General features: G+C 63.3%; 24 protein-coding genes. 7 read left to right on the top strand and 17 right to left on the bottom strand.

The features are described from left to right. The first annotated feature begins 3 nt into the window (after positions 1-3). The 4 genes from ACQ4WS_RS10380 to tatC all read left to right on the top strand — a co-directional run bounded on the left by ACQ4WS_RS10380 (position 4) and on the right by tatC (position 2,026). Positions 4-375, top strand: coding sequence for a histidine triad nucleotide-binding protein (locus tag ACQ4WS_RS10380; protein WP_436475944.1), 372 nt, complete (start codon positions 4-6; stop codon positions 373-375). A gap of 80 nt (positions 376-455) precedes the next feature. Continuing rightward, entirely contained in the window at positions 456-692 is a 237-nt protein-coding gene (gene tatA, locus ACQ4WS_RS10375) for a Sec-independent protein translocase subunit TatA (protein ID WP_071075001.1), read from the top strand. Positions 693-740: 48 nt separating this feature from the next. Continuing rightward, entirely contained in the window at positions 741-1,274 is a 534-nt protein-coding gene (tatB, locus tag ACQ4WS_RS10370) for a Sec-independent protein translocase protein TatB (protein WP_436475941.1), read from the top strand. Further along, positions 1,271-2,026, top strand: a complete 756-nt coding sequence (gene tatC / locus ACQ4WS_RS10365) for a twin-arginine translocase subunit TatC (RefSeq protein ID WP_436475939.1) — start codon at positions 1,271-1,273, stop codon at positions 2,024-2,026. The genes tatB and tatC overlap by 4 nt, the downstream gene beginning before the upstream one ends. A gap of 83 nt (positions 2,027-2,109) precedes the next feature. Here the strand turns inward: tatC and ACQ4WS_RS10360 are convergent, their stop codons facing one another. From ACQ4WS_RS10360 to ACQ4WS_RS10340, 5 genes are all read right to left on the bottom strand, one after another. Further along, positions 2,110-2,610, bottom strand: coding sequence for a hypothetical protein (locus ACQ4WS_RS10360; RefSeq protein ID WP_436475937.1), 501 nt, complete (start codon positions 2,608-2,610; stop codon positions 2,110-2,112). Positions 2,611-2,781: 171 nt separating this feature from the next. After that, positions 2,782-4,641 carry a DUF885 domain-containing protein gene (locus ACQ4WS_RS10355; protein ID WP_436476030.1) on the bottom strand — a complete coding sequence of 620 codons (1,860 nt, stop codon included), beginning with the start codon at positions 4,639-4,641 and terminating at the stop codon, positions 2,782-2,784. Between the two features lie 167 nt (positions 4,642-4,808). Next, positions 4,809-5,297: a hypothetical protein gene (locus ACQ4WS_RS10350; RefSeq protein ID WP_436475935.1), complete on the bottom strand. Its 489-nt coding sequence runs from the start codon at positions 5,295-5,297 to the stop codon at positions 4,809-4,811. A 55-nt stretch (positions 5,298-5,352) separates the two neighbouring features. Further along, entirely contained in the window at positions 5,353-9,534 is a 4,182-nt protein-coding gene (locus ACQ4WS_RS10345) for a DEAD/DEAH box helicase (RefSeq protein WP_436475934.1), read from the bottom strand. Continuing rightward, positions 9,531-11,474 carry a dipeptidyl-peptidase 5 gene (locus ACQ4WS_RS10340; protein ID WP_436475932.1) on the bottom strand — a complete coding sequence of 648 codons (1,944 nt, stop codon included), beginning with the start codon at positions 11,472-11,474 and terminating at the stop codon, positions 9,531-9,533. Before ACQ4WS_RS10340 ends, ACQ4WS_RS10345 begins: the two co-directional genes overlap by 4 nt. 198 nt (positions 11,475-11,672) lie before the next feature. On the opposite strand from ACQ4WS_RS10340, the gene hemE reads away from it, so the two are divergent. The 3 genes from hemE to ACQ4WS_RS10325 all read left to right on the top strand — a co-directional run bounded on the left by hemE (position 11,673) and on the right by ACQ4WS_RS10325 (position 15,988). Further along, the gene (gene hemE / locus ACQ4WS_RS10335) at positions 11,673-12,758 is read left to right on the top strand and encodes a uroporphyrinogen decarboxylase (RefSeq protein WP_072457493.1); all 1,086 of its coding nucleotides are present in this window, start codon (positions 11,673-11,675) and stop codon (positions 12,756-12,758) included. Between the two features lie 870 nt (positions 12,759-13,628). After that, positions 13,629-15,299 carry a sensor histidine kinase gene (locus ACQ4WS_RS10330; RefSeq protein ID WP_436475930.1) on the top strand — a complete coding sequence of 557 codons (1,671 nt, stop codon included), beginning with the start codon at positions 13,629-13,631 and terminating at the stop codon, positions 15,297-15,299. Beyond that, entirely contained in the window at positions 15,299-15,988 is a 690-nt protein-coding gene (locus ACQ4WS_RS10325; protein ID WP_436475929.1) for a response regulator, read from the top strand. Before ACQ4WS_RS10330 ends, ACQ4WS_RS10325 begins: the two co-directional genes overlap by 1 nt. A gap of 3 nt (positions 15,989-15,991) precedes the next feature. Here the strand turns inward: ACQ4WS_RS10325 and ACQ4WS_RS10320 are convergent, their stop codons facing one another. The 12 genes from ACQ4WS_RS10320 to ACQ4WS_RS10265 all read right to left on the bottom strand — a co-directional run bounded on the left by ACQ4WS_RS10320 (position 15,992) and on the right by ACQ4WS_RS10265 (position 25,989). Further along, positions 15,992-17,212 (bottom strand): pilus assembly protein TadG-related protein, encoded by a 1,221-nt coding sequence (locus ACQ4WS_RS10320; protein WP_436475927.1) that lies wholly within the window; start codon positions 17,210-17,212, stop codon positions 15,992-15,994. Between the two features lie 31 nt (positions 17,213-17,243). After that, complete coding sequence (locus ACQ4WS_RS10315; RefSeq protein ID WP_436475925.1) at positions 17,244-17,648, bottom strand: TadE/TadG family type IV pilus assembly protein; 405 nt, start codon at positions 17,646-17,648, stop codon at positions 17,244-17,246. 27 nt (positions 17,649-17,675) lie between these two features. Continuing rightward, on the bottom strand, positions 17,676-18,092 hold the full coding sequence (locus ACQ4WS_RS10310) for a TadE/TadG family type IV pilus assembly protein (RefSeq protein ID WP_436475923.1): 417 nt from the start codon (positions 18,090-18,092) through the stop codon (positions 17,676-17,678). 28 nt (positions 18,093-18,120) lie between these two features. Beyond that, positions 18,121-19,065 carry a type II secretion system F family protein gene (locus ACQ4WS_RS10305; RefSeq protein WP_436475921.1) on the bottom strand — a complete coding sequence of 315 codons (945 nt, stop codon included), beginning with the start codon at positions 19,063-19,065 and terminating at the stop codon, positions 18,121-18,123. 22 nt (positions 19,066-19,087) lie between these two features. Next, on the bottom strand, positions 19,088-20,062 hold the full coding sequence (locus ACQ4WS_RS10300) for a type II secretion system F family protein (RefSeq protein ID WP_436475920.1): 975 nt from the start codon (positions 20,060-20,062) through the stop codon (positions 19,088-19,090). Between the two features lies 1 nt (position 20,063). Next, complete coding sequence (locus tag ACQ4WS_RS10295) at positions 20,064-21,413, bottom strand: TadA family conjugal transfer-associated ATPase (protein ID WP_436475918.1); 1,350 nt, start codon at positions 21,411-21,413, stop codon at positions 20,064-20,066. Between the two features lie 14 nt (positions 21,414-21,427). Next, positions 21,428-22,585 carry a CpaE/TadZ family protein gene (locus ACQ4WS_RS10290; RefSeq protein ID WP_436475916.1) on the bottom strand — a complete coding sequence of 386 codons (1,158 nt, stop codon included), beginning with the start codon at positions 22,583-22,585 and terminating at the stop codon, positions 21,428-21,430. 12 nt (positions 22,586-22,597) lie between these two features. Next, a complete protein-coding gene (locus ACQ4WS_RS10285) occupies positions 22,598-22,885 on the bottom strand; it encodes a hypothetical protein (protein ID WP_436475914.1) in 288 nt (95 codons plus the stop codon). Continuing rightward, positions 22,878-24,323: a type II and III secretion system protein family protein gene (locus tag ACQ4WS_RS10280; RefSeq protein WP_436475912.1), complete on the bottom strand. Its 1,446-nt coding sequence runs from the start codon at positions 24,321-24,323 to the stop codon at positions 22,878-22,880. Before ACQ4WS_RS10280 ends, ACQ4WS_RS10285 begins: the two co-directional genes overlap by 8 nt. A gap of 43 nt (positions 24,324-24,366) precedes the next feature. Continuing rightward, entirely contained in the window at positions 24,367-25,200 is an 834-nt protein-coding gene (cpaB, locus tag ACQ4WS_RS10275; RefSeq protein ID WP_436475910.1) for a Flp pilus assembly protein CpaB, read from the bottom strand. Continuing rightward, a complete protein-coding gene (locus tag ACQ4WS_RS10270) occupies positions 25,197-25,745 on the bottom strand; it encodes an A24 family peptidase (RefSeq protein WP_436475908.1) in 549 nt (182 codons plus the stop codon). Before ACQ4WS_RS10270 ends, cpaB begins: the two co-directional genes overlap by 4 nt. A gap of 76 nt (positions 25,746-25,821) precedes the next feature. After that, positions 25,822-25,989, bottom strand: a complete 168-nt coding sequence (locus tag ACQ4WS_RS10265; RefSeq protein ID WP_436475907.1) for a Flp family type IVb pilin — start codon at positions 25,987-25,989, stop codon at positions 25,822-25,824. Positions 25,990-26,103 lie beyond the last annotated feature (114 nt).

Here is a 26,103-nt window from a genome sequence, read left to right as displayed (position 1 = left end):
TGCGTGGATAACTGTATTTTTTGCAAGATTGCGGCAAAACAAATTCCTTCGAGCATCGTGTATGAAGACGAGGACTTGCTGGCCTTCAAGGACATCAACCCGGCCGCCCCCGTGCATCTGCTGTTGATCCCGAAGCGCCACGTGGCCAGTCTGTCCGATTGCGACGACAGCCATACGGACATGCTGGGCAAGCTGTTGCGCCTGGCGCCGAAGCTCGCTGCCGAGTTTGGCTGCGCCGTCAGCTATGATGCCGATGGCGCGCCCGCCGGCGGCTTCAAGACCATGATCAACAGCGGCCCGAACGGTGGGCAAGAGGTGTATCACCTGCACATGCACGTGTACGGCGGTCCCCGTCCCTGGCGCGGCCAACACTGATTTCGCTACGCGCCGGGTTCACGTGTATACTACCGGCATTGGTTGACGCTATTCGGGCACCGTCCCGCAAGGAGAATGTGATGGGTTCATTGAGTATTTGGCACTGGGTGATCGTTCTGGTTATCGTGATGCTGGTCTTCGGCACCAAGAAACTGGGCAATATCGGCGGTGATATCGGCAAGGCCGTCAAAGGCTTCAAGGATGGTGTCAAGGGCGACGATGACGCCCCGGCAGCCAATACCCCTCCTGCTGCGCCATCGCAAGTGGCCGACAAAAGCACCATCGACGTCGAGACGAAAGAGAAAAGCAAGTTCTGATAGCGTGGCGGGGCGCTTGCCTCGTCCGGTAACAGCCCTTGTCCGCATATGATCGATCTCGGTCTCTCTAAAATCGCCATCATCGGCGTGGTTGCGTTGATAGTCATCGGCCCTGAAAAGTTGCCGAAAGTGGCGCGCATGGCCGGTACCCTGTATGGCCGCGCGCAACGCTACCTGAACCAGGTGAAATCCGAGGTCTCGCGCGAAATTGAAATGGAAGAGCTGAAAAACCTGCAGAAGGAAGTGCAGGATGCGGCCCATTCCGTCCAGCAGAGCGTGGAGAAATCCATGCACAGCGTGGAAAACTCGATCTCCGGCAACCTGGCCGAGGTGGAAAACGCCTGGCGCGGCGATGCAAGCTCGCATGAGGGGCAGTACGATGCCCATGAAGCCATGCTGCGCGCCACCAACGATGACCTGGCCCGCAAGGCGCGCGAATTCCGCCGCAAGAAGCTGGTGCGCAATTCCGCCATCCCTGGCTGGTACAAGCAACGCCATGGCGGCAAGCTGCACGTGCAGTCGGCCGCCGCCCGCGTGGCGCGCTTCCGTCCGCGCGCCAGTTCCTCTTCCTTTTACTCATGAGTAGCAAATCCCCGGTGGAAGAAACTTTTATCTCGCATCTGGTCGAGCTGCGCAACCGCCTGGTCAAGGCCTCGATCGGCATCGCCGTTGTCTGTGCCGTGCTGTTCTACTGGCCCGGCCCCTCGCAAATCTACGATTTTATTGCGGAGCCGATGATCGCCTCGCTGCCGGCCGGCTCGAAAATGATCGCCACCGGCGTCATCTCGCCGTTCCTGGTGCCGATGAAAGTGACGCTGGTAATCGCCTTCATTGTCGCCTTGCCCTGGGTGCTGTACCAGATGTGGGCCTTCATCGCCCCCGGCCTGTACACGCATGAAAAGCGCCTGATCGCGCCGCTGGTCATCTCGTCTTCCCTGCTGTTCATCGCTGGCGTGGCCTTCTGCTATTTCTTTGTGTTTGGCCGCGTCTTCCACTTCATCAGCGACTTTTCGCCATCGTCGATCGCCGTCACGCCCGATATCGAAAACTACCTCGATTTCGTCATGTCGATGTGCCTGGCCTTTGGCGCCACCTTCGAGGTACCCGTGGTGGTGGTGATCCTGGTGCGCATGGGGCTGGTCAGCATTAGCAAACTCAAGGAAATACGTCCTTACATGATCGTTGGTGCCTTCGTGATTGCCGCCATCGTCACGCCACCCGACATCGTCAGCCAGTTTGCCCTGGCTATCCCGATGTGCCTGCTGTTCGAGCTGGGCCTGCTGGTGGCGCCCATCTTTGTCAAGGCCACGCAGGCGCCGGAAGAAGCTTCCTAGACGCAAGCAAGATAGCAAGCAAAAGCCGCTGATCTCCCTCTGGGCGCAGCGGCTTTTTCATTGCTGGGAAAGTTAGTGTGCGCTTACTGCAGCATCAGTTTGCTGAGGATGCCCAGATTGAGCAGGATCAGCGTACTCATCATCCAGTAGACGTGTTTCATGTCCGCGCCATGGCGCAAGTCCATGCGTTCCAGGCGCGCGTCGAATTTTTGCTCGGAGTTATCGAATCTGGCATCGAACTTCTGCTCCAGTGCATCTATTCGGCTATCGAACTTTTGTTCCAGTGCATCTATTCTGCTATCGAATTTTTGTTCCAATGCCTCTAACTTGGTATCGAATTTGTGTTCCAGCGCATCTATTTTCACATCAAGGGCCCCCACCCTGATCGCGATTTTTTGCGCCACCAGCTTGATTTCTCCCAGCAGATTGTGCTCCAGCGCCGCCAACTCACTGTGCACGACCACGGCCGAACCCAGCACATCGCCCAGGGCCGCCGCATGGGCTTCCGCTTGCTGTGTGGGCACGCCGGCCAAGGCGAGGCGTCTGGCGTAATCGAGGGTGTCGAACTGGATGGGCATATGCATGGACGCTCCTGATATCCAGCCTAGCAGGAAAATCGGCAATTGCCAGTGAGGAGTGCGGTGGCGCCTGCCTTCCCATCAGCTTAATCGACAGGGCCGCCGGTGGTTTGCGGCAGCGCAAACCCAAGCAAAAAGGGCGCCGCAGCGCCCTTTGCATGATGCAATGCGTAAGAGTTAATTCATCAGTTCCTTGATGACTTTCACGGGCGCGCTGCCATAGCTGAGGAATTGCTCGTGGAAATCTTTCAGCACGAATTTGCTGCCCAGCGCTTGCTTGCGCTGTTCGCGCAAGTCCATGATCTCGCTGTAGCCGCTGAAATAGCTGGTCAGTTGCACCGAGCTCAGCTGTACGCGGCGCCATTTTTCCGTTGCTTCACGCTTGGTCTGGAAGGCCTGGCGCGTCAGCAGGTCGAGCGCCTGTTCTTGCGTCATGCCCAGCACGTGTACGCTGTAGTCGAGGATGGTGTTGGTGACGCTGCGCAAGTTCCACTTCGAATACATCAGCCACATTTCCGGCGCGTTATTGCCATAGCCCGATTCGAGCATCATGCGCTCGCCGTACACGGCCCAGCCTTCGATCATGGCGCCATTGCCGAAGATGGACTTGACCAGCGAGGGCGACTTGTTGGCGTACACGAGCTGCGTGTAGTGGCCGGGGATGGCTTCGTGGATATTCAGGATCTGCAAGATCCAGTGGTTGTATTCACGCAAGCTGCTTTCCGCCTGCTCCGGCGTTTCGCCATCGAGCGGCGTCACGTTGTAATAGGTGCGGTCCTGCGGGCGATACGGGCCCGGCGCCTCGATGCTGGCGCCGGCCACACCGCGCTGGTAGGCCGGCGTTTCACGCACGACCAGGGGCTTTTTCGGATCCATCGTCAGCAGGTTGTGGCTGGTCACCCATTCCTGCAATTCCGGGATCTGGCGGCGGATTTCTGGCACGAAGTCGGCAGCGGCCACATGCTTGCTGGACAGCTTGTCGATCACCATGCCGATCTTCGCCGTGCGGTCCGCCGGCTTGGCCGTGGCGCCCATGGTTTTCAGCCACAGCTCGTCGGACAGGCTATCCATGTGCTCGAGCAGCTTTTCGCGCGCGGCCAGGGCTTTCTGGTACATCTGCTCGGCGCTGACGCTGGCCTGGATATCGTAGGCAAATTTCTGTTCGTACAAGTCCTTGCCGATGCGGAAGGAGCGCGCGTTGCCGTTCTGCGCCAGCGCGGCATCCTGTTCCGTCAGCCAGGCCGCGTAGCCTTGCACGGCCGTGCGGGCGGCGGCGATGCGTGCGTTGTACAGCTGTTTTTCCGCCGGCGTCAGGATGGAGCCCTGTGCCGTCTTGTTCAGGTCGTCAAGCACGCTGAGCACGCCGGCGCTCTGGGCGATGGCCAGCTGCGTGTGTTCGCGCGTGGGGTTGACGATGCTGGCGCGCGCGGCCGCATAGTATTGCGGCACGCTGGCGATGCGCTTGAGCAAGGTGCGCAGGCGCTGCGGCTGCGAGGCATATTCCGTATTCAGGATGAAGTCGATGGAGCCGGCCACGTTGTACTGGGCGGGATTCCATTCGAATTCGCGGAAGGTGGTCAGATACCAGCGGTCCGATTGCAGTTTATTCGTCAGCAAGGCCAGGTCGGTACGTTGCTTGTCCGACATTTTTCCGGCATTCAGCTTGCCGAACTTGCCCAGCCATTCTTCGATGAAGGCCAGTTGCTTCTGGCGGCTGGCCGCGTCGGGAATGCTCAGGTTGGCGGCGCCATCGTACTTGCCGACCGAAATCGCACTTTCCGGATCCAGGCGCCACAGGGCCGTGAGGAACTGGCCACTCAGGTTATTCATGGAACGGTCGCTGCTGTTCTCGCTGGCGACGGCCGCTACCGTGGCTGCCGTGGCAGCCGTGACGACGGCAGCCTTCTTGGCGACGGTTTTTTTCTTGCTGCTGCTGCTCGTTGCCTTGCCTTGCTTCTGCGGCTTCTTGGCGGCGCTGGCCGGTGTCAGGGTAAAGGCCATCATCAATGCGGCGAGCGCAATTTTATTTCTTGTCAGCATAGTTTATCTCTTGAATATTTTGCCGTTTGTTTCAATCAGAAAATAATAAACTGATAATATGAATAACAAACAACTATTGAAAGGTTGGCCTTGCTTGCCTGGGCGGCCCAAAGATTAGCATTAATTGCCGCCGCTGCGCAGTTTTTTGCGGCGGAAGCACGGCGCTAGACGACGATGGCGTTGCCGTGCAGCAGTTCCTGATGGCGCGCATTGATGGCCGCCACGGCATCCTTGCCGCAGGCCATGCCGGTGGCGTGGATTTCGATGTCTTGCGTGTAACGCTGGCTGACACGCACCGTGTAGGACTGGAACAGCCAGCTCCAAAAGTTGGTTTCATAGACGGCTTCATCCATGTCGCGCCATTTGACGCCCGTGAGTTTCTTTTTCCACGGCAAGATGCCGGACGCCAGCCACACGCCCGCCTCGTCGTAGTACAGCTGATAGCTGCGTATCGTCAGCAGCCGGTAGCCGACGATCAGGGCCGAGCCGATCAGCACCACGAAGGCGGCGCGCGCGTTGTACTTGAAGGCCAGCGGCAGGGCGGCAAAAAATAGCAGCACGGCAATGAGGAAGGTGCTGACGTAGGCGGTCCAGGATTTGCCGCACAAAAAGGTGGCGCGCTGGCCGGCGGTGGTGGCGATAAAGTCGGTCATGGCGTGGCATAAAAACAGGGAAAAACGATCATCGCATGGAACGCGGCTTCCCCGTTTACTTTTTCAAGCCCTCCTGCAGCATGCCCAGCATGTCATTGGCCGACATGCGCGCGGCCGCGTCGCTGCCTTCCAATAAACTGTCGGCCAGGTCGCGCTTGTGCTGGTGCAATTCGACGATGCCTTCCTCGATCGTGTGCTTCGCCACCAGGCGGTAGATGGTGACAGGGCGCAATTGCCCCATGCGGTGGGCGCGGTCGGAGGCTTGGTCTTCCACGGCAGGGTTCCACCACGGGTCCATGTGGATCACGTAATCGGCCGCCGTCAAATTGATGCCCATGCCGCCCGCCTTCAGGCTGATCAGGAAGACATCGCCTTCGCCCGCCTGGAAGGCATCCACGCGACGCTTGCGCTCCTGCATGGGCGTGCTGCCGTCGAGATACTGATAGCTTACGCCATGCTGTTCCAGGTGCTGGCGGATGAGGGTCAAATGGTCGACGAACTGGCTGAAGACGAGTACCTTGTGGCGATTTTCCAGCAAGCCCGACAGCAATTGCGCGAAGGCCGCCAGCTTGCTGCTGGCCAGGCCCAGTTCGGGCGCCACCAGTTGCGGATTGCAGCAGGCGCGGCGCAGTTTCATGATCTCGGCCAGGATCTGGATGGCCTTTTTCGATGCCGGCCCTTCCACCATGGCCAGCTTTTCCAGCGCTTCGCGGCGCAAGGATTCGTACAGCGCCGTTTCCTGCGGCGACAATTCCACTTCCAGCACGATTTCCGTGCGCGATGGCAATTCCGACAGCACTTGCGTCTTGGTGCGGCGCAAGATGAATGGCGCGATCAGGCGGCGCAAGCGCAAGCGCGCGCCGGCCGCCGCCCGCTTGTCTTGATCTTTCTCAATCGGCCCGGCGAAGCGCAAATTAAACTGGTCGAGGGTACCCAGCAAACCGGGGTTGATGAAGCGGAACAGGTTCCACAATTCACCCAGATGATTTTCCAGCGGCGTGCCGCTGGCCACCATGCGGAAATCCCCTTGCAGGGCCATCACGGCTTGCGAGCGCTTGGTGGCGCCATTCTTGATCGCTTGCGCTTCGTCCAGCACGATCGTCTGCCAGCGCACGCCGGCAAACATCGCCGCTTCCTGCTGCAGCAAGCCGTAGCTGGCCACCACCACGTCGAATGACTGCAAGGTGCCCAGCATGTCGGCGCGGTCGCCGCTGCCGAACAGTTTGATGTTCAAGGTGGGCGCAAAGCGCTGCGCTTCGCTGATCCAGTTCATGCACACGGACGTGGGCGCGACCACCAGAGTGGGGCCGTTGGGCGCGCGCGCCAGGATCAGGGCCAGCGCCTGTAAAGTCTTGCCGAGTCCCATGTCGTCGGCCAGGCAGGCGCCCACGCCCCAGTGCGCCAAGCGCGCCAGCCATTCGAAACCGGCCAGCTGGTAGTCGCGCAAGTCCGCCTGCAAGGTGCTGGGCAGCTGCGGTTGATAATCGTCGAGGGCGCGCAGGCGCAGCAAGTGTTCGCGCCACAATTTGTCGGCTTTCACGCCGCCTGCATCGTTGGCCAGCTCTTCCAGCGCGAAGGCGGCCAGCGGGTGGATGTGCACGCCGTCGGCATGCGCTTCGCCATACGCTGCCAGTTCAGACAGGCGGCGGTGCAATTCATCGCTGAGGGCCAGGAACTGGTTGTCGCCCATGGCCACGAAGCGGCTTTTATTGTTCTGCATCAAGTCGAGCAGGGCGCGCAAATCCATCACCTTGTCTTCGTCGATCTGCACTTCGCCGCTGGCGGCAAACCAGTCTTTTTCGCTCTTGATGTTCAATCGCATCTGGCCGCTGTCGATGCGTTTCGACACGCGCATGGTTTCGCCTTCGGGCCAGGCCAGCACGATGCCGTTTGGCTCCAGCGCCTGCAATTCCACCAGCAATTGCAGACCCAGGGCTGGCTGGCCCAGCAGCCATTCGCCATGCTCTTCTTCCGCCTCTTCCAGCACCAGGCAGCGACCGATGAGCTGGCGCTGCGCTTCGCGCTCCGCATTCAAGTCGCGCCGCGCCTGCACGGCACGGCCGGCCACATCGGCAAACACGCTTTCGGCGCCGCTGCCGGGCGCGTAATAGGCGCCGTTGTCGAGCAGGGGGCGTACTAAAATCTGCATTTTGAGGCCCTGCTGGTAGGGCAGCAGGTGTACGTGCAGGCGGTGGTCGGCCGTGATGACTTCCGCGTCGCCGGCGCCGCCGCCGATATCGGACTGCACGGTGACCATGGACGAGATGGCGCCAATCGCCTGCATCACCTGTTTTTCCGCATGCAGGGGCACGGACAGGCCCAGGCCCACGATGGCGCCGATGCGCCGGTGCTCGTCGAGGATGTGCACCACGCGCAGCCGCGTCGGCGTCTCGCGCTGCACCACCACATTGCTGCCGTTGTCGGGTAATGGGGGTTGCATGCCCAGCCACAGCTGCCCCTCGTGCGACTTGATGAGGAGTTCGGGCGCGCCGGCGATCAGTTCCACGCGCGTCTCGGGATGGTCTAGCCAGAAGACGAGCGGGTGGCCCACCAGCAGGACGGCGGCCTTGTCCAGCTCGATTTCATAGCGCGGTGCCGACGAATAATACTGTTTGAACGGTGCGATGCTGCCGGCCGCGCGGGCGTCTTGCGGCGTGAGGAAATCGATGTCGCCCGCCTCTTCGGCCAGGCGTTTCAAGCCCATGGCGCGGCCCTTGCTCCAGCCGCCCCGCGCGTCGCGTTTCTGCTCGCGCACTTCCACGGCCGTCAGGCCGAAACGCGGGTCGAACGCCACCAGCCACACCAGGCGCGAGACGCCGCCCAGCGCTTCGGCGGGCGCGTTCTGCTGCAGGTTGATCAGGGCGCTCAACTGGCGCTGCCACGCTTCCTGGCGCTCGAACCACGGCGCCATGTCCGTCAAGCCGTGTTGTGCCCGCTTGGCCGTCGCATAGCGCTCCTGCTGCGGCTCGCCCATCAAGCCCAGCAAGCCGGCCGCCTGCGCCGCGATCAAGTCGTAGCCGGCCGCGTCGGCTTGCTGCACCAGTGATCGTAGCTGATCTTTGCGTTCGCTCAATTGCGGTAGTGCCAGCCAGTAGTACAGCAAGGCCTGGAACAGCTGCGCCTGCAGACCTGTTTCCCAGCTGCGCGTGGGGATGCTTTCCGCCAGTTGCACGCCGGCGCGCACCAGGCGCAAGGTGTTCAGTTGCTGGTAGACGATGCTGTCGTGGTTGGGCTGCGCGTGCAGCGCGATATCGAGGTAGGTTTCCGCGCTTTTCAGCAGCTTGGCGTCGTTGCCACGCAGCAGGGCCAGCACGTACAGGTGGCCGCCGATGCCCGTAAAGCACAGCTTGCGTTTGCCCGCTTCCTTGCGCAGCCCTTTCAGGGCCGTTTCGAAGCCCGCCACGGCGTGCGCGTGTTCGCCGCGCAATAGGGCGATGCTGCTGTCGACAAACAGCGCCTGCGGCCCCTGCTGGCCCGCCAGGTAGCGGGCGGCCGCGTCGAGTTCGCCGCACAGCAGGGCGTCTTCGGCCAGGGCCAGCGGCAGGGCGGCGCCGATATGGTCGCCGGCCGCCGCCTGGCGCGCGTGGTGGGCGCGCGCGTAGCTACGGATGGCGTGCGCCGTGGCCGGCTCGCGCGGGGCGTTGCCCAGCAGCACGGCGAGGATGTCATCCTGCAGTTGCGGCATGACGAAAGACAACATTTCCGGCTCGAACGGCCGCCCGAAAATCTCGATCAGCGGATGCAGCTGCTGCGCTTCATAGCACGCCATGCAGGCGGCCAGGATGGCGGCCACGTGGCGCACTTCGTCATTGCGCAGCAGGGCGATGCGCAGGCGCGCCACGCCTTGCCGGTAGCTGCGCAATTCCACATAGCCATCCCAGTTGCGGCGCACGGGGTTGATCAGCTCGATGGCCTGGCACAGGTCGCGGAACGCCAGGTGCTCGATGGCGGCGCGCATGGCGGGCCAGCGCAGCCTGGCTTCGCAGGCAAAGCCGCGCCCCACGACTTCGCTGGCCAGCGCCAGACGCGTCAGCCGCTGCAACATGTTCGTCACCACCAGCAGGGAAAACGGCGTGCCGTCCGGCTCGACGACATTGGCGCGCTGCAAGTGTTCATACACGGCATGCTTGCCCACCGGTTCGCCCACGATGGCCAGCAAGGCCAGGATCATCTGTTCGTGCTGCTCCAGGCCGGCGAACTCGTCCAGCAGATGCTGGTCATCATTCTGTTCGCTCATGCGGGTAAATTGGCGATATGCACGGGCGGCTCGCCAGCCGCCACGGGCAGGCCGAACACGCGCTGGTAGAAATACAGTTCCGCGTCCAGGGTGCGCACGATGTTTTCCGCCTTGCGAAAGCCGTGTCCCTCGCCTTCGAGCGGCACATACGCGACGGGCACGCCGCGCGCCTGCAGGGCGTCAACCATCAGCTGCGACTGCTGTGGCGGCACCACCTTGTCGTCCAGGCCCTGGAAGAAGATCATCGGGCGCGACAATTTATCCGTGTGGTGGATGGGCGAGCGCTCGCGGTACAGCGCCTCGGCTTGCGGCTGCGAAGCGATCAGGTAATCCGTGTAGCGCGATTCGAACTTGTGCGAATCGTTGTCCAGGCCCTTCAGGTCGGACACGCCATAGTAACTGGCGCCCGCCTTGAAGACGTCGTGGAAGGTCAGGGCGCACAGGGTCGTCAGGCCGCCGGCGCTGCCGCCGCGGATGATCAGGCGTTCCGGGTCGGCCAGGCCGTTGGTCGCCAGGTAACGGGCGCCGGCGATGCAGTCTTCCACGTCGACGATGCCCCATTGCCCGCGCAGCGCGTCGCGGTATTCACGGCCGAAGCCGCTGCTGCCGCCATAGTTGACGTCGAGCACGCCGATGCCGCGGCTGGTCCAGTACTGCGTCGCCAGTTTCAAGGTATTGCTGGCCATGCTGGTGGGGCCGCCATGGCTGATGACGATGACGGGTGGCAACGTTCCTGCGGGCGCCTGCACGTCGCCATTCGTGGGCGGATAAAAGAAGGCGTACGCCGTGCGGCCATTGCTGCTAGGAAAGCTCAAGCTGCGCGGCACGGACAGGTAGTCGAGCGCGGGCAGTGCCGTGATCGACTGCGCCAGCACTTCCAGCTCATGGTTAGCCAAATCGATGCGCGCCAGTTCCAGCGCGATGGTGGGGCTGCCGCCCAGGAGCGCGACGAAGCCGGGTCCCACGCGCAGTTCGCGGATTTCCTGGTACGGATGCGGTATCGGTTCCAGCTTGGCCGCTGCCACGTTCAGTTGCGCCAGGTAGCTGATGCCGGCCTGGATATACGTGCAGACGATCTCGTCGTCGGACAGAAAACCGTACATGCTGCCGCCGAAGGTCCAGTGCGGCGTGGCAAATTCCGCTTCCATCGGGCACAGCGCCTCGATGTCGGCGCCGTGCAGGCGGTACAGATTCCACCAGCCGCTGCTGTCGGAAACGAAGTGCAGCAAGCCGCCGGGCGACCATTCCGGCTGGCAGATCGACTCGCGCGCGCCACCGGCGATCAGGCGTGGCGAGCCCAGGCTGCCATCCGCATGCACATCGGCCAGCCACAGTTCCGTGCCTTGCCACGGCAGTCGCGGGTGATCCCAGCTGAGCCACGCCAGTTGGCTGCCGTCCGGCGACAAACGCGGCGCCGCATAGAAATCGTGGCCGTGCGCCAGCACCGTTTCGCGTCCGTCGAAGCCGACCGCGGCCAGGCTGTTTTCCGGCTGCGCATGGCCTGCGTCCGGATGCTGCTCGCGCACGGCGATCAGGCGGGCACGGGCCGCATCGACGACGAAGTCCGCATGGCGCGTGTTGCCGCCCGTGGTGAACGCTTCGGGCGCGGCGTCGCCGTTCACGCGGTACAGGCAGTTGTCGGCGAAATGCGAAAAATACACGCTATCGCCGGCGACGGCATACGCGCCGCCGCCGTATTCATGCACGCGGGTGCGCACATTGAACGGTGCCGGCGTCAATTCATCGACTCGCGCGCCGCGCTGGCACAGCAGGGTGTTGCGGCCCGCCTCGCTGGCGCGCCCGGCCAGCCAGAACACGTCGGCGCCATCCGCCCCGCCCAGGGCCAGCTGCGTCAGCGGCGAGGCGCCGGCGGCGACGATGGCCGCGCTGATCGGCGATGGCCAGATGCCATAAGGGGTGCTGGATGCGGTCGAGGTCATGCGGGCTCCGTATAGTGAGGGGATCAAGGGCCGCCAGGCAGGGTCAGGGCGCGCGGCAGCGTGCATCATCATAATGGAAGGGCTGGCACAACGAAAGTCATCGCTGTGCGTGGCAAATGCTGCAAAGCGGCACCTGAATCAATGAAATGGCGGCGATTGGATGCGATAATACCGCTTCTCCAAGCTCGATTGCCTGCCATGCCACAATTTGCTCCGCTCCAGAATGATACTTTCCTGCGCGCCCTGCTGCGCCAGCCGACCGAGCACACCCCTGTCTGGCTGATGCGCCAGGCGGGCCGCTATTTGCCCGAATACCGCGCCACGCGCGAGCGGGCCGGCTCTTTCCTGGGCCTGGCAAAGAATCCCGATTACGCCACGGAAGTAACCTTGCAGCCCCTGGAGCGCTTCCCGCTCGACGCGGCCATCCTGTTTTCGGACATCCTGACGGTGCCTGACGCCATGGGCCTGGGCCTGTATTTCGCCGATGGCGAAGGTCCGAAGTTCGAGCGTCCGCTGCGCACGGAACAGGACGTAAAGGCATTGCAAGTGCCCGACCTGGAGTCGCTCGACTACGTCTTCAAGGCCGTCACGCAAATCCGCACGGAACTCAATGGGCGCGTGCCGCTGATCGGTTTTTCCGGCAGCCCATGGACCCTGGCGTGCTACATGGTGGAAGGTGGCGGCTCGAAAGAGTTCCATACCATCAAGAAGATGCTGTACAACCGCCCGGACCTGATGCACCACATCCTGGCCATCAACGCCACTTCCGTGGCGCAGTACCTGAATGCGCAAATCGATGCCGGCGCGCAAGCCGTGATGATTTTCGATTCCTGGGGCGGTGCGCTGGCCGATGGCGCCTACCAGGAATTCTCGTTGGCCTACATGCAACAAGTGGTGGCGCAGCTGAAACGCGACAAGGATGGCGTCAAGATTCCCGCCATCGTGTTTACCAAGGGCGGCGGCCAGTGGATCGAACAGATCGCCGACATCGGCGCCGATGCCGTGGGCCTGGACTGGACCGTCAACCTGACGCGCGCGCGCCAGCTGGTGGGCCATAAGGTGGGCTTGCAGGGCAATCTCGACCCGGCCATCCTGTTCGCCAGCCCGGAACAGATCCGCGCCGAAGTGGCCAAAGTGCTCAACGCCTTTGGCGCGCCGTCGGCCGGCACGGGCCACGTGTTCAACCTGGGCCATGGTATTTCCCAGTTCACGCCGCCGGAATCGGTGGAAGCCATGGTGGAAGCCGTGCACAGCATGAGCCGCGCCATGCGCAGCGGCCAGTAAGCCCCCGCTTCCCCTGGTGCTGGGGCAGAAAGGCAGGCTTTCCAGCGAAAGCCTGCCTTTTTCTTTGCTGCGCCCTAGCAAGAAATACCGACTTATGCACAATTTTTTTTGCTGCGGAAATAAGAGGCAGTCGAAAAGCCATGCCCGGGGATGCTCTGCAAGTGCTTGATTATTAAGAAATAAAAATTACCTTGTTCGGCAGACTTTGTTGCTATTGATAAGGTTATTCTTTCATTTGCCTGCCTTATTCCTTCATTGTCCACAAAGTTATCAACAGATTCTGTGGATAAAATTGAAAAGTAATTTGTTAACCGATACTTAGCGTCGATGTTCAAGTTTCACGTGAAGTGCATGTTGCACTGCATGATAATTGAACAATGTTTCGCCGCCCGGCAGGTAAAACGGAGGCTTGCCCGGCAATTGTCAACTTTGCCGCATGCCGCCCCCCGTTTTTCCCGATGGGGCGCCTCAAAATGGCGCGGATTGCTATATAAAAAAATTACAAATGGTTCAGTTATGCACAGCGGCGGAAATACCCCACGGATTTCTAGCCTCCCGGGCATCAATTTTTAAGTCATTGATTTTAAAAGATTAATTTTTCTTTCGTGCCGCTCTTGACGGCGATCAAAATTTTCTGTCCACATTTTTATGAAAGTTAATTTTGCTTTGTCCACAAAGTTATCCACAGACATCTTCAAGATGGAGTGCTATTTTTTACCTGGATAAAGGAGTGCCAATTTTCCGGTAGACAAACACTAGTTCCCTGCGTACACTCGTGGATTGCAAAGAAAGCAATTTTGCATATTTGCGCACAGTGGCAAGTGTAACGCTTTGCCCTGCCTTGATGAAATCCCTTGGTGCGGAGGTGCGGTGAAGGACGAAAACGCATTCAGCGTGCAGTTGACGAGCGATACCGCCGATGCCGCCATGGTGTGCGGCATCCGTGTCTTGCTGGCCGTGTTTGCCGTCCTCATCCGCGCTGTCAATCCGGGTGGCAATGTGCATCTGAGCGAACTGGCCACGGTGGTGTGTGGCGCGTATGCGCTACACAGCGCGGCACTATTTGCCCTGATGCACATTCGCCTGTCCAGCATGCCGGGCAAGGCCATCTACTGGTATGACGTGTGCTGGTTTGGCCTTATCGTCTACTACAGCGGCAGCAGCAATGGCTATGTGTTCCTGCTGTTCTTTTTCGCCATCCTGGCCGCCTCGTTTCAATTCGGCTTTCGCGAAGGCTCTCGCGTAACCCTGATGTCGGCCACCGCCCTGATGCTGGTGGCTCTGCTGGCGGAAACGCCCGAGCAGCGCTGGCATTTGCTGTGGTGTACCAGCTTCCTGCTAGCGCTTGGCCACCTGATTGCCTACTGGGGCGGCATGGGCCTGCAGCAGAAACGCCGCCTGGCCCTGTTGCGCGACGTCAGCCGCCTGTCGAATCCCCGGTTCGGCATCAACCATTCGCTCTCGTCCGTCCTGGAAAAAACCCGCGTCTTCTTTCGCGCCAGCAGCTGCATCCTGGTGCTGCAGGATGCCGACTCCGAAAAATGGCTGCTGCGCACGGCGACGGCGGCCAATGCGGGTACCTCTATCGAACCTGTGCTCCTGTGTGCGAGCGCCATGCCGGCCCTGCTGGCCTTCACCCCGGAGCACAGCGTACTGCACGTGCGCCCGCGCCTGAAGTGGTGGCTGTGGATGGGGGGCACGCGCGTGCTGGGACGCGGTTGCAGCAAGTGGCGGCGTTTCGGCGGCGATGCAGGCGAGCGCCTGGTCGAGCTGCTCGAAGCGCGCGCCTTCGTCAGCTCCCCCTTGCGCTTACGCAAGGGGCATGGACGCGTGTACCTGATGTCGGCGCGGCATGCTTTCAGCAAGGCCGATGCGCTTTTTCTCAAGCATATCGTGGCGCAAGTGTTTCCCATGATGGAAAACATCGAATTGCTGGATCGGCTGGCATCGGAAGCGGGGCAGCGCGAAAGGCAGAAAATCGCCTGCGACTTGCATGACAGTACCTTGCAACCCTATATCGGCTTGCGCCACGGCATCAGTGCCGTGCGCCAGGCGGCCGCGCCCGACAATCCCCTCATCGACGACCTCGACAAGCTGCTTGCGATGGCCACCGAAGTGGTGGGCGACATGCGCCACTTCGTCAAGAATCTCAATAGCGGGCAGTCGCGCAAGGAACCCGAATTGCTCCTGGCCTTGCGGCGCCAGGCGGAACAGGTACGTCAGTTTTATGACATCGATATCACCCTGCGCGTCTCGCCCGCAATCGAAGTGAGCGACCGCCTGGCGGCCGAAGTATTCCAGATCGTCAGCGAAGGCATCAGCAATATCCGCAAGCATACGCGCGCGCGGCATGGCACGATCGACGTCGATTGCAGCAATGGCTGGCTGCAGATCCTGATTGAAAACGAGGGCGATGGCATACCGGCCCAGGCTTTCACGCCATCGTCGATCGCCACGCGCACGACGGCGTTGGGCGGGCGCCTGCTGGTCAAGCGCCCCGGCGATGGCGGCACCTCGCTGCAGATTGAGATTCCCCTGTGATGCCGGCAGCGAGCGTGCACGCGTACGCAGGGCAGAAGATCCGCGTGATGCTGGTCGACGACCACAAGACCATGTTGTGGGGATTGGAAAAGCTGATCGAAGGCACGCCGGAAATGTCGCTGGTGGGCTCGGCGAGCGATGCCGAGACGGCGCTGGCGATGGCTGTCTCGCAGCAGCCGCATGTCATCGTGCTCGATCTGGATCTTGGCGGCTCGTGCTCCACCGATATTTTGCCTCAGCTACTGGCCGGTGGCGGCACGCGCGCGCTGGTGCTGAGCGGCACGCGCAGCCAGGAATTGCTGGGCAAGGCCGTGCGTGCCGGTGCGCGCGGCGCACTGGGCAAGGAAGCACCGGCCGAGCTGCTGCTGCATGTGATCCGCAAGGTGCACCTGGGCGAACTGTGGCTCGAGCAGACCCTGCTCGGCTCCCTGCTCGGCGAGTTGCTGGCACCCAAGGCGCCGCCGCCTAGCAATCCCGAAGACGTGCGCATCGCCAGCCTGACAGCCAAGGAGCGCAAGATCGTCGGCATGGTCGTCGATGGCAATGGCGCGCTGAACAAGGACTTGGCGCGGCGCGCCTTCATAGCCGAACACACTTTGCGCAACCACCTCAGTTCGATCTATCACAAGCTCGGCGTTGGTAATCGACTGGAGCTGTACGTGTATGCCACGCGCCACAAACTGGGGTGAGCGCTACTCCGCGATCGCCACGCGGGAGCCCTGGTAGGCGTCGTTATACACGGGCTTGCTAAATTCCGACAGCATGCCGCCCGTAAACGACATCGTATCAGCGATCAGCATCAGGTAGGGCTTGCCCTTGAGGCCGCCGCTACCCACCAGATCCAGCGCCGATGACGGGAAATACAGAGCGCCGGCCAGCTCGCCGCTGACGCCGCCCGTGATCTCGTTCTTGTCTGTGACCTTGTTGCGGTCGCCATAGAAGAGGATGCCGGCCATGGGGCCCGTCTCTGGCGCCGCCAGCTTGAGCACGCCGCTGCCGCGGATGTTCACGGAGCCTTGCGTATAGAAGGCCACGCCGTCGCCATGCAAGTTGACGGCGCCGTCGACCGTGAAACCACCCTTCAGCACATAGATACCCGGCGCAAAATTGATGGTCATGCCTCCGGACAGGTTGATGCCGCCGGGATACACGCCGGGCAGCAGCGTGTGCGTACCCGTGCCCGTCAGCTTGCCGTTTGCCTGCGTGGCGCCGCCTGTAGGCGGCTGCAGGCGCGCCAGCGGGTCCAGGCGCGCCGCCTGGCCAACCTGCGGCGTGGGCAGGAAGGCGCTGCCACCGTCGTGTCGGTAGCCGGGCGCCTGCACGCCGATGCTGTCGGCGCGGATGGTCATGGCGCCGCTGGCCGTCAGAGTATTGGCTGTGCTGCCGTTGACGAAAATCGAGCAGTGTTCGCCTGTGATTTCGCCGGCCCCCGTGACCGTCATCGCGTCGCTGACGTTCTTGCTGTTGAGGGCCAGGAAACAGGTGGCGTCTGGCCGCGCGCCGGCCACCGCGCGGGCCTGCACTTCGACCGTGCGGAAACCGAACAAGCCCATGAAATGCGTAGGCACGGCTTGCGCCAGTTGCACCTCCACATAGCCGGGGCGCGCCGCATGGGCGCCGGCAAGGGGCGGCAGGTGGACGCTGGTAGCGCTGGCGGCGAAGCCGTTCAGGGCCGCATCCTGCTTGCCCGCAGCGACGATGTCGGCCAGGCTGGCCTGGCGCTGCACTTCCAGCGCGGCCGAGACGGCGCCCGCATCGGCCGCCGTCTGCATGCGCCGCTTGACGAGATACAGGTTGCCGCTGTCGCCGGCCAGGCCGGCAAAGCCGATCAGCAGCGGCAGCAGCAGTGCCGTGGCGACGGGAATGCTGCCGCGCTGGCAGTGGCGGTAACGCAGGGAAGGGGGCAGGCGCATGAAATACCTCGGTTCGGCGGAGTGGGGAATGTCATTGGGAAATCATCATGCTGGCCGAACTGCGCAGCGGAATGCTGAGCGAGCCGAGCATGGCACTGACGGGATGGAAGCGGTAGCTGGCGCTGACGGTGACGATGCTGCCCGGGGCGTTGTCGCCGCTGTCCCAGCTGACTTCGATGGTGTCGAAGCGCAGGCCGACGGCGTAGGCTTCCACCCGCTGCTGTATCAGGTCACGCGCGCGCGCGCGGCTATAGCGGCCATCGGTATTGCCCAGGACGCTGCCATAGCGCGCGCCTTCGCGGCTGGCCTGCGACAGGGTGTTGTAGTTCCATACCGCCAGCGCCAGGTTGACGATGGCAAACGTGAGTAACAACAGCAGTGACAGTGTGAGGGCGAATTCGACGGCAAAAGAGCCGCGCTGGCGGATGGGATGCATGGCGTGATCGTTCTTTCTGGAGGGCACCTAGCGCAGGCGAGCCGTGGCGCTCTGCTGCAGCCGCAGCGGCGCCGCGAATGCGGGCAACAGGGGCGAGGCGGCATCGGCCAGCACGTAGCTGGTGCGCACTTCAACATAGGTCCACGGTGCGCTGGCGTAGCCGGGACACTTGCCGTTGCCGGCATACGGGCTGCCGTCGGCGCAGCGCTGGCGTATCGTCACTTCGGGCATGGCCATGCCGGGCGCGTCGTGCAGGGCGTCGCGCTGCGCGGCGGCGGCGATACGCGCCGTGTCCTGCGTCTGGCCGGCCTGCGCGAACTGCACGCCGGCGCGCGCCGCGCTGACCAGGGCCATCTGCAGGTAGTACAGCCGGCTCATGCCCGCGATGCCGAGGAAAATCAGCAGCAGCACGGGCATCAGCAGGGCCAGTTCGACGGCCGCCACGCCCTCCTGTCGGGCCGGTGTGCGGGCCTTAGCTGGCATTGCGCAGGGCCGGCAGCAACAGGCGGTAGATTTGCAGGAAGGCCGGACCCATCAGCACCACCAGCAGCGAAGGAAAGATAAAGAAAATCAGGGGAAACAGCAGTTTCAGGGCGATCTTCGCCGCCTGTTCTTCCGCCCCCTGGCGCCGCTTGGTGCGCAATTGTGCGGACTGCACGCGCAGCGCAGCGCCGATGCCCGTGCCGAAGCGTTCGGCCTGGATCAGCATGGTGACCAGGGCGTCGACGTCTTCCACGCCGGTGCGCAAGGCCAGATTGCGCAAAGCTCTTTCCTTGTTGCTGCCGGCCCGCAGTTCCAGCGTGACGAGGGTGAGCTCTTCGCTCAGTACGGCGCTTTTTAGCACGATTTCCGCCGCCACGCGGGCCAGTGCCGCATCCATGCCGAGGCCCGCTTCGACGCACACCGTCATCAGGTCCAGCGCATCGGGAAAGTTCTCGAAAATGTCACGCTGGCGCTGCTTGACCATGTGTGCCAGCACCACGTTGGGCAGGTAGTAGCCGAGGGCCATGGTGATGAGCAGGCACAGCACCAGCGTGCTGCCGCCGAGCCTGGGGAAGGATTGATGCAGCAGGAAGAAAACCGCGGCCGGCAGGGCCAGCGCCAGGGTCGTCTTGGCGGCGAAGAACAGCAGCGGCGCGGTGTTCGAGCGCAGGCCTGCATGCATGAAGCGGCTGCGCAGCGGCGAGCCTTCCCAGTTCTCTGCGGGCAAGGACAATTTGCCCAGCGGTACGGCTAGGTGCAGCAGGCGCGCCAGCCAGCGCCTGCCGCCTGCCTTGCGGCCTGGCGCCTGCTGGTCGGCCAGCGCGGCCAGGCGCGATTGCACAGTAGACGAGGCGAAAGGGCGCAGCAGCAACAGCATGGCGCCGAAGGCGGCGCAAAAGGTCAGCGCCAGAAACAGTAATTGCAGAAAACTCATGAGCAACCTTTCGGGAAAAAACTCAGATGCGGATGTGCGTTACCTTGCGGATCACCAAAATGCCCAGCGCCATCATCACGCCGGATGTGAGCAGCATCTTGCGGCCGGCGCTGTCGAGGTACAGCAGGCTGAGGAAATCGGGACTGCTCAGCTGCATCATCAGCGCCACGGCAAACGGCATCAGTCCCAGGATCCAGGCTGACATGCGGCCCTCGGCCGACAGCACGCGGATTTGTCCCAGCAGTTTCAGGCGGTCGCGGATGATGGCGCTGATGCTGCCCAGCAGCTCGGCCAGGTTCCCGCCCGTCTCGCGCTGGATCAGCACGGCCACGACAAAGTAGCGCAAGTCGGTGCTGGGCACGCGGCTGGCCAGGTTGCCCAGAGCATCGCTCATGGCCACGCCAAAATTGACTTCGTCGAAGACAGCGCGAAATTCGCTGCCCAGCGGTGCCGGCATTTCATCGCCAACCATTTTCAGCGCCGTGGGAAAGGCATGGCCGGCGCGCATCGCCCGCCCCATCAGGTCCAGCGCATCGGGCAATTGCTGTTCGATGCGCTTGAGCCGCTGCTGCTGTGCGCGGCGCAAGTGCAGCAGGGGCAGGGCGCCTGCCAGCGCCCCCAGGCCCGCCAGCAAGGACAGGGGCAGTCCCATTAGCGCTCCCAGCAGCTGGCCGCCCAGCAGAGCGGCCAGGCACCAGCCCAGCAGCTGCGCCACCGTCTGCCCGCGTCCCGCCTGCAGCAGCAATCGGTCCAGCACGGCCGCCGGCGGCAGCGCCTGCAGCAGGCGCTGCAACAGGGGGTGGCGGGCCAGCAGGCGCTGCTTGCTGATCGACAGGGCGGGATGGTGGTCGGCGCTGCCTAGGCTGGCATTGCGCACGCGCTGGGCCACGCGCCCGGGCGCGCGGTTGCGCATGCCGTGCCAGATCAGGTAGGCGCCGCTGGCCAGCAGCAACGCGGCGCTGAAGACCAGGGTGCCAAAAAGGAACAGGGAAGCCATCTTAAAGTCCCTGCCGTGTCGGTTCGAACAGCTGGGCCGGCACTGTGATGCCGAAGGTATGCAGGCGTTCGAGGAAGCGGGGCCGGATGCCCGTCGAGGAAAAATGGCCGAGCACGGTGCCGCCATCGCCTATGCCCGTCTGGCGGAAGCTGAAGATTTCCTGCATGGTGATCATGTCGCCTTCCATGCCCGTGATTTCCTGGATCGAGGTGACCTTGCGCTTGCCGTCCGTCAGGCGCGACACCTGCACCACGACGCTGACGGCCGAGCTGATCTGCTGGCGCATGGCCTTGCTGGGCAGGCTGGCGGCCGCCATGCTGATCATGTTTTCCAGCCGCGTGATGGCGTCGCGCGGGGTATTGGCGTGGATGGTGGCCATCGAGCCTTCGTGGCCCGTGTTCATGGCGCCCAGCATGTCGAGCGCTTCGCCGCCACGCACCTCGCCCAGGATGATGCGGTCGGGCCGCATGCGCAGCGCGTTGCGCACCAGCGCCCGCTGCGTCACCTCGCCCTTGCCCTCGATATTCGGCGGGCGCGTTTCCAGGCGCACCACGTGCGGCTGCTGCAGTTGCAGTTCGGCCGCGTCTTCCACCGTGACGATGCGCTCGGTGGCGCCGATGAAGCCGGAAATGACGTTGAGCATGGTGGTCTTGCCGCTGCCCGTGCCGCCCGAGATCAGGATGTTGATCTTCGCCTTGCCCAGGCCTTGCAGGATTTCCGCCATGCCCGCCGTCATGCTGTCGTAGGCCACCAGGTCGGCCAGGCGCAGCGGGTCTGCCGAGAAGCGCCGGATCGACATCACGGGGCCGTCGATGGCCAGCGGCGGGATGATGGCGTTCACGCGCGAGCCGTCGGGCAGGCGCGCATCGACCATGGGGCTCGATTCGTCGATGCGGCGGCCCACGCGCGAGACGATCTTGTCGATGATCTTCATCAAATGCGCGTCGTCGCTGAAGCACACGTCCGTCAGCTCCAGCTTGCCGCGCCGCTCCACGTACACGCGCTTGTGGGTGTTGACGAGGATGTCGGACACAGTGGGGTCGGCCAGCAGCAATTCCAGCGGGCCGAAGCCCAGCATTTCGTGCTGGATGTCGCGCGTCAGGTTCTTGCGTTCGAGGTCGTTGATGACCACGGCCTCTTCTTCCAGCAGGCGTTCGACCAGCAGGCGCAGCTGTTCGCGCACCTGCTCGGGCGAGATGCGCTGCAGGTTTTCCAGGTCCACCCGGTCGAGCAGGATGGCGTGGATGCGCTGCTTGAGCAACTGGTAGGCGCGGTTGTCGATGGTGCCCTGGCGCAAGTGCGTGTGCAGCTGGCCCAGGCGTTCGCGGATCGGGATGGTGACTGCGTTCATGGTGTCGTCCTTGTTCAGGCGCGGCGTAGCAGGCGGCCCAGCCAGCCATCCTGCGCGGCGATGGGGGCCGCTCCGCTCAGGCGCCGGGCGAATTCCTGCAGCGCCCGCGTGATGGGACTCGTGGGGGCCAGCTGCAGCACGGGGATGCCCTGGTTGACGGAGGCCGCCGCCGCTTCATAGTGGTTGGGGACGGTCATGTAGACATCGCTGCCGTAGGCCGTCACCAGGTCGTACACGCTGATCTCACTGCCCTTGTCGTGGCGGTTGACGAGCAGGTGGATTTTTTCCATCGGATAGTCGAGCGAGTGAAAGACATCAAGCAGGCGCTTGCCGTCGCGGATATACGGCAAGGTGGTTTGCAGCACGGGGAAAATCATGTCGGCCTGGTCCAGCGCGCGGATGCTGATCGCGTCCAGGCTGCGGCCGATGTCGAGCACGATGAAGTCGTAGTGCTGGCGCGCCAGCCTGAGGATGGCGTCCACGTGCTCCGGTTTCACGTCGTTGGCCAGCGTGGGGTCGTCGGGCGCGGCCAGCACGCCGTAATTGGGCAGGACATTGAGCATGCTCGAGGCCAGGAACGACGGATCGAGACGGTGGATCTGCTGCGCCACGTCGGCCAGCGTGGCCAGCGGTTTCTGGTCGGAAACAAACAGCGAGGCGTCACCGAACTGCAGATTCATGTCGATCAGCACCACGCGGCTGTCGCCCTGCGCCGCCAGCGCATAGGCCAGGTTGGTGGCCAGGAAGGTGGCGCCGCTGCCGCCCTTGCACGAGATAAAGGCCAGCAGCTTGCCGTTGGCGTGGCTGCGTCGCTGCAGCTTTTCCTCGATGCGTTCGATGGCCTGGTACAGGCAGCCTGGCGGGGCCGGATAATCGATCACCTCGCGCACGCCGGCGCGCATGGCTTGCAGCAGGAAGTCCGGCGTGTGATGGCGGCACAGCAAAATGAAGGCGATGCGCGGGTGCTGGTTGCTCAGCCGTTCCAGGTTGTCGAGGTCGCCGGCTTCGATACTCGGCTGGTCGACGATCACCACGTCCGGCGAGCTGGCCACGGGCAATCTTTTCAGGGGGCCGGCCAGGGTGTCGACCTGGTGCGCGGGATTGCGGCTGCGCAAAAGCGCAGCGATGCCGGCCAGGCTTTTTTCATCTCTTGAGTTGACGGTGATTTGCACGGTAAGCCCTCCCTAGCGCTTGCTGACGCCGATGGTCAGGGCCTGCGTCGATGCCGGCGGGGTCTGGAACGATTCCTGGTAGTGCTGGTAGGCAGCCACGCCGGCGCGGCCATCGATGCCGCCGCTGGCGGCCAGGCGGGCTTGCTGACGCGCGGCGGCGTCGGGCTGCAGCACTTGCTGCGCCTGCGTCTGGCGCACGCTGTTGCCAAACTGGCTGTCGAGCCGCGGTGTCTGCTGCACGCAGCCGCCCAGCGCCGCGATGACGGTCAGCAGGGAAAGAAAGCGGGGGAAATCAATCATGTTGCTGCTCCGGTTGTGTTGCGGCTGCTGCCGTGGCGGGCGGCGGTGTTCCTTCCATTTTTCCGCGTATGAAAAATTCCGCGCGCGACGGTTCCACATAGCCATCCGTGGGCAGGGGCGGCACGGCCGGCAGTGGTTTGACCAAGTGCGGCGTGACGATGAAGACCAGCTCGCTGCGGTCGCTCTGAAAGTCGCTGCTGCGGAACAGCGCGCCCAGCACGGGGATCTCGCCCAGCATGGGCAGGGCCTTGATATTCGTCGTCACATTGTTCTTGATCAAGCCGCCGATGGCGAAGCTCTGGCCATCGAACAACTGCACCGTGGTGGTGGCGCGCCGCGTTGTGAACGAGGGTAGCAAGGCAGTGGCATTCGTGCCGCCCGCGCTCAGGCCGATGCCATCCTTGTTCAGTTCGGAAACTTCCGGCGCTACCTTAAGATTGATGCGTCCGCCATCGAGCACGGTGGGCGTGAATTTGACGGCCACGCCATATTCCTTTTCTTCCAGGGTGATGGTGGGCGTGCCGCCACTGTTGTTCTGGCTGACAGGAATGAAGACCTTGCCGCCGGCCAGGAAACTGGCTTCCTGGCCGCTGATGGCCATGATGGTGGGTTCGGCCAGGATTTTCACGAGGCCGTCGCGCTTTTGCGCGTCGATGCTGACGAAGTTGCCATTTTTCTTGTTGAACGCCTCGATCAGGCTGCGGTTGCCGCTGAGCAGGTTCGACAGCAAGGAATGCGTCCAGTTGCCGACCTGGACATTCACGCCCAGGCTGGCGCCCAACTGGTCGACCAGGCTCTTCGACACTTCGGCGATTTTCACTTCCAGCATGACTTGCTGCGGCGCCGCGATGGCCAGCATATTGATCACCTTGATGCCGGCCACGGCGCTGGCGGCAGCGCCGCCGGCAGCGCTGCCGCCGCTGGCGCGCTCGGCATACGATTGCGCCAGCGCCACGATCTGGCTGGCCTTGACGGTGTCGGCCACGGTGCCCGACAAGAGCAGGGTGTCGGCCGCGCCGTGGATGGAGATCTGCGTCTCGTCGGGGAACAGTTGTTGCAGCTGCAGGCGCAGCGCACCCGTGTCGATGGCCACGCCGAGGTCGATGATGGTGGCTTGTTTGGCGCGGTCCCACAGGATCAGATTGGTGGCGCCGGGACGCTTGCCCAGCAGGTAGACTTCATTGGCATTGAGCAGGATCACGTCGGCGATGGCGGTATCGCCCACGGCCAGGCGGCTGGCCGCGAACGGCAGGTGCAGCAGTTGCGATTTGCCGGCCGACAGGTTGATCAGGCGCGGCAGCGCCGTGGTCGAGGGGGCTGCCGCGTGCTGTACCTTGGCCGTCGTCTTGGCCGCCTTGGCGGCCGTAGCCGCCTGGCCCGGCAACAGGCTGGCCGCCAGTACCAGCAGCAAGGCCGGGCGTTTCAATGGATGTGTCAATTGCTTCCCCAATCAGTGCTTGAAATCGTTCTTGGAATGGCCATCAGAATTGCTGTGCGCTACGCTCCAGGCCCTTGATGACTTCGATGCGCTCGCCGGCCGCGCGCGCCGGCGGCGGCGCGACGGCGCGCCTGACGACGGCCACGGCTGGCTTGGCGGGCGCTTTGAGGTCGAGCAGGCTGGCGCGGGTGGCGCCGGCCGTATTGACGGGCTGGTCTTCGATCTGGTTGCGCAGCACCAGCGACAGGGTGCCCACGCTGCGCGCCAGGTCCAGCTTTTCCGCCTGCTCCGGCGTCAGCTCCAGGGTCACCGCGTTGACCACCTTGGGCTTGGTATCGTCGCGGCTCGACTCCTGGGCGATGGCCAGCACCAGTATGCGTTCGAGCACGATCTTGGAAATGGCCGCATCGTTGGCTTGCGTGCGTTTCTTTTCCGCTTCGTCCTGGGTATTGACCAGCACATCGACGAAGTTGCCGGGCAGGGCGAAGCCGGCCACGCCCACCACGTCGTTGACGCGCACCGTCATGGCGCGCTTGCCGTCGCCCAAGGCGGCGGACAGGCCACCGACCGTGCCGACGGGCGCGAGCTTGCTTTCCAGAACAGGTTCGCCGCGGCCGATATTGCTGCGCGCAACCCTGGCCTCCAGCAGCTTGGCATCGCTGATGGCGCCCGGCGGCAAGGCGCCGGCCGGCCAGTCCACCAGCGTGATCATCTCGGGCGCCAGGCGCGCGCCCAGGTTGATGTCGGCGCTGGCGACGGCTACCTTGCTGCTGTTGGGCGCCGCTTGTGCGTTGATCCAGCGCAACGCTACCAGGACGGCGGCCAGGGCCACCACGAAGGCCAGCACGATCAGCGCGATGGCGCGGGTATGTCTCATGAAAAGCTCCAGAAAAAGGACAGGGCGGTGCCGGCCGCAATGGCGATCGCATACGGCAGCCTGCCGCTGGCGGCCTGGGGCGCATCGAGCCGGGCATTGCCGCCGCTGACGCCGCGCAGCAGGCTGTAGAACAGCATGCGGTAGCTATTGCCGAGGACCTGGCGCAGCACGCCCGTGCAGGCGGCCACCAGCAGGGACAGCACGCCACCCGCCAGCAGGGTCAGCAAGGTGGCCGACAGCAGTTGCTGCGGCCCAAGGAAAGCGCCCACCATTGCCATCAGCTTGACGTCGCCGGCACCGAGCGCGCGCAGCATGTACATGGGCAGCAGCAGGGCCAGCCCCAGCACCAGCCCGGCCAGCGAGGCCGGCACGCCCAGGCCGCCGCCCAAGGGCGTGAGCACAGCATGCAGCAGCAGGGCCGCCAGCGCGCCGCCAAAGACCAGGCCATTCGGGATGCGGCGGCTGCGCACGTCATGCCAGACGGCGCAGGCCAGCAGGGCGCACAGCAGCAAGGTGGGAACGGTGATTGAGAAAAGGGGAGTCATGACGATGGCGGTGAACGGTGGCGGTGCGCGGCAGGGCGGGGTACCCGGACGCGCTGTGCGTCCGGGAAGGCAAGACTCAGGCGACGGTCATTTTCTTGACGACGGCGGTAAAGCCGGCCTTGATGCCATCGCCGAGGATGGTGACGGCGGCGATCAGCGCGGTGGCGATCAGGGCCGCCATCAGCGCGTATTCGATGGCCGTGACGCCGTCTTCGTTCTGGATGAAATTTTTAATTGCATGCATGCTGTTTTCCTTGTGAGTGAGGGGTTGCGCAGGGCCTGCGCCGGGGAGTGGTCCGGCCGGGCATGAACTGCTTCGGCAGCCTTGGCAGGCTTGCTAGAAATTGCCGAAGCGCTA

This window comes from Janthinobacterium leeuwenhoeki (assembly GCF_051380795.1).
Taxonomy (GTDB): domain Bacteria; phylum Pseudomonadota; class Gammaproteobacteria; order Burkholderiales; family Burkholderiaceae_D; genus Janthinobacterium.
Note: the sequence above shows the minus strand (reverse complement) of the source record. Positions and strands in the feature narration are given on the sequence as shown.

Bases quoted from the DNA above. Each gene is read 5' to 3' on its own strand.
- tatC (WP_436475939.1), top strand. From the start codon at position 1,271: ATGAGTAGCAAATCCCCGGTGGAAGAAACTTTTATCTCGCATCTGGTC.
- ACQ4WS_RS10350 (WP_436475935.1), bottom strand. From the start codon at position 5,297: ATGACCGACTTTATCGCCACCACCGCCGGCCAGCGCGCCACCTTTTTG.
- tatA (WP_071075001.1), top strand. From the start codon at position 456: ATGGGTTCATTGAGTATTTGGCACTGGGTGATCGTTCTGGTTATCGTG.
- ACQ4WS_RS10305 (WP_436475921.1), bottom strand. From the start codon at position 19,065: ATGAGTTTTCTGCAATTACTGTTTCTGGCGCTGACCTTTTGCGCCGCC.
- ACQ4WS_RS10360 (WP_436475937.1), bottom strand. From the start codon at position 2,610: ATGCATATGCCCATCCAGTTCGACACCCTCGATTACGCCAGACGCCTC.
- ACQ4WS_RS10295 (WP_436475918.1), bottom strand. From the start codon at position 21,413: ATGAACGCAGTCACCATCCCGATCCGCGAACGCCTGGGCCAGCTGCAC.
- ACQ4WS_RS10300 (WP_436475920.1), bottom strand. From the start codon at position 20,062: ATGGCTTCCCTGTTCCTTTTTGGCACCCTGGTCTTCAGCGCCGCGTTG.
- ACQ4WS_RS10325 (WP_436475929.1), top strand. From the start codon at position 15,299: ATGCCGGCAGCGAGCGTGCACGCGTACGCAGGGCAGAAGATCCGCGTG.
- cpaB (WP_436475910.1), bottom strand. From the start codon at position 25,200: ATGAGACATACCCGCGCCATCGCGCTGATCGTGCTGGCCTTCGTGGTG.
- tatB (WP_436475941.1), top strand. From the start codon at position 741: ATGATCGATCTCGGTCTCTCTAAAATCGCCATCATCGGCGTGGTTGCG.
- ACQ4WS_RS10320 (WP_436475927.1), bottom strand. From the start codon at position 17,212: ATGCGCCTGCCCCCTTCCCTGCGTTACCGCCACTGCCAGCGCGGCAGC.
- ACQ4WS_RS10270 (WP_436475908.1), bottom strand. From the start codon at position 25,745: ATGACTCCCCTTTTCTCAATCACCGTTCCCACCTTGCTGCTGTGCGCC.
- ACQ4WS_RS10285 (WP_436475914.1), bottom strand. From the start codon at position 22,885: ATGATTGATTTCCCCCGCTTTCTTTCCCTGCTGACCGTCATCGCGGCG.
- ACQ4WS_RS10315 (WP_436475925.1), bottom strand. From the start codon at position 17,648: ATGCATCCCATCCGCCAGCGCGGCTCTTTTGCCGTCGAATTCGCCCTC.
- ACQ4WS_RS10340 (WP_436475932.1), bottom strand. From the start codon at position 11,474: ATGACCTCGACCGCATCCAGCACCCCTTATGGCATCTGGCCATCGCCG.
- hemE (WP_072457493.1), top strand. From the start codon at position 11,673: ATGCCACAATTTGCTCCGCTCCAGAATGATACTTTCCTGCGCGCCCTG.
- ACQ4WS_RS10345 (WP_436475934.1), bottom strand. From the start codon at position 9,534: ATGAGCGAACAGAATGATGACCAGCATCTGCTGGACGAGTTCGCCGGC.
- ACQ4WS_RS10265 (WP_436475907.1), bottom strand. From the start codon at position 25,989: ATGCATGCAATTAAAAATTTCATCCAGAACGAAGACGGCGTCACGGCC.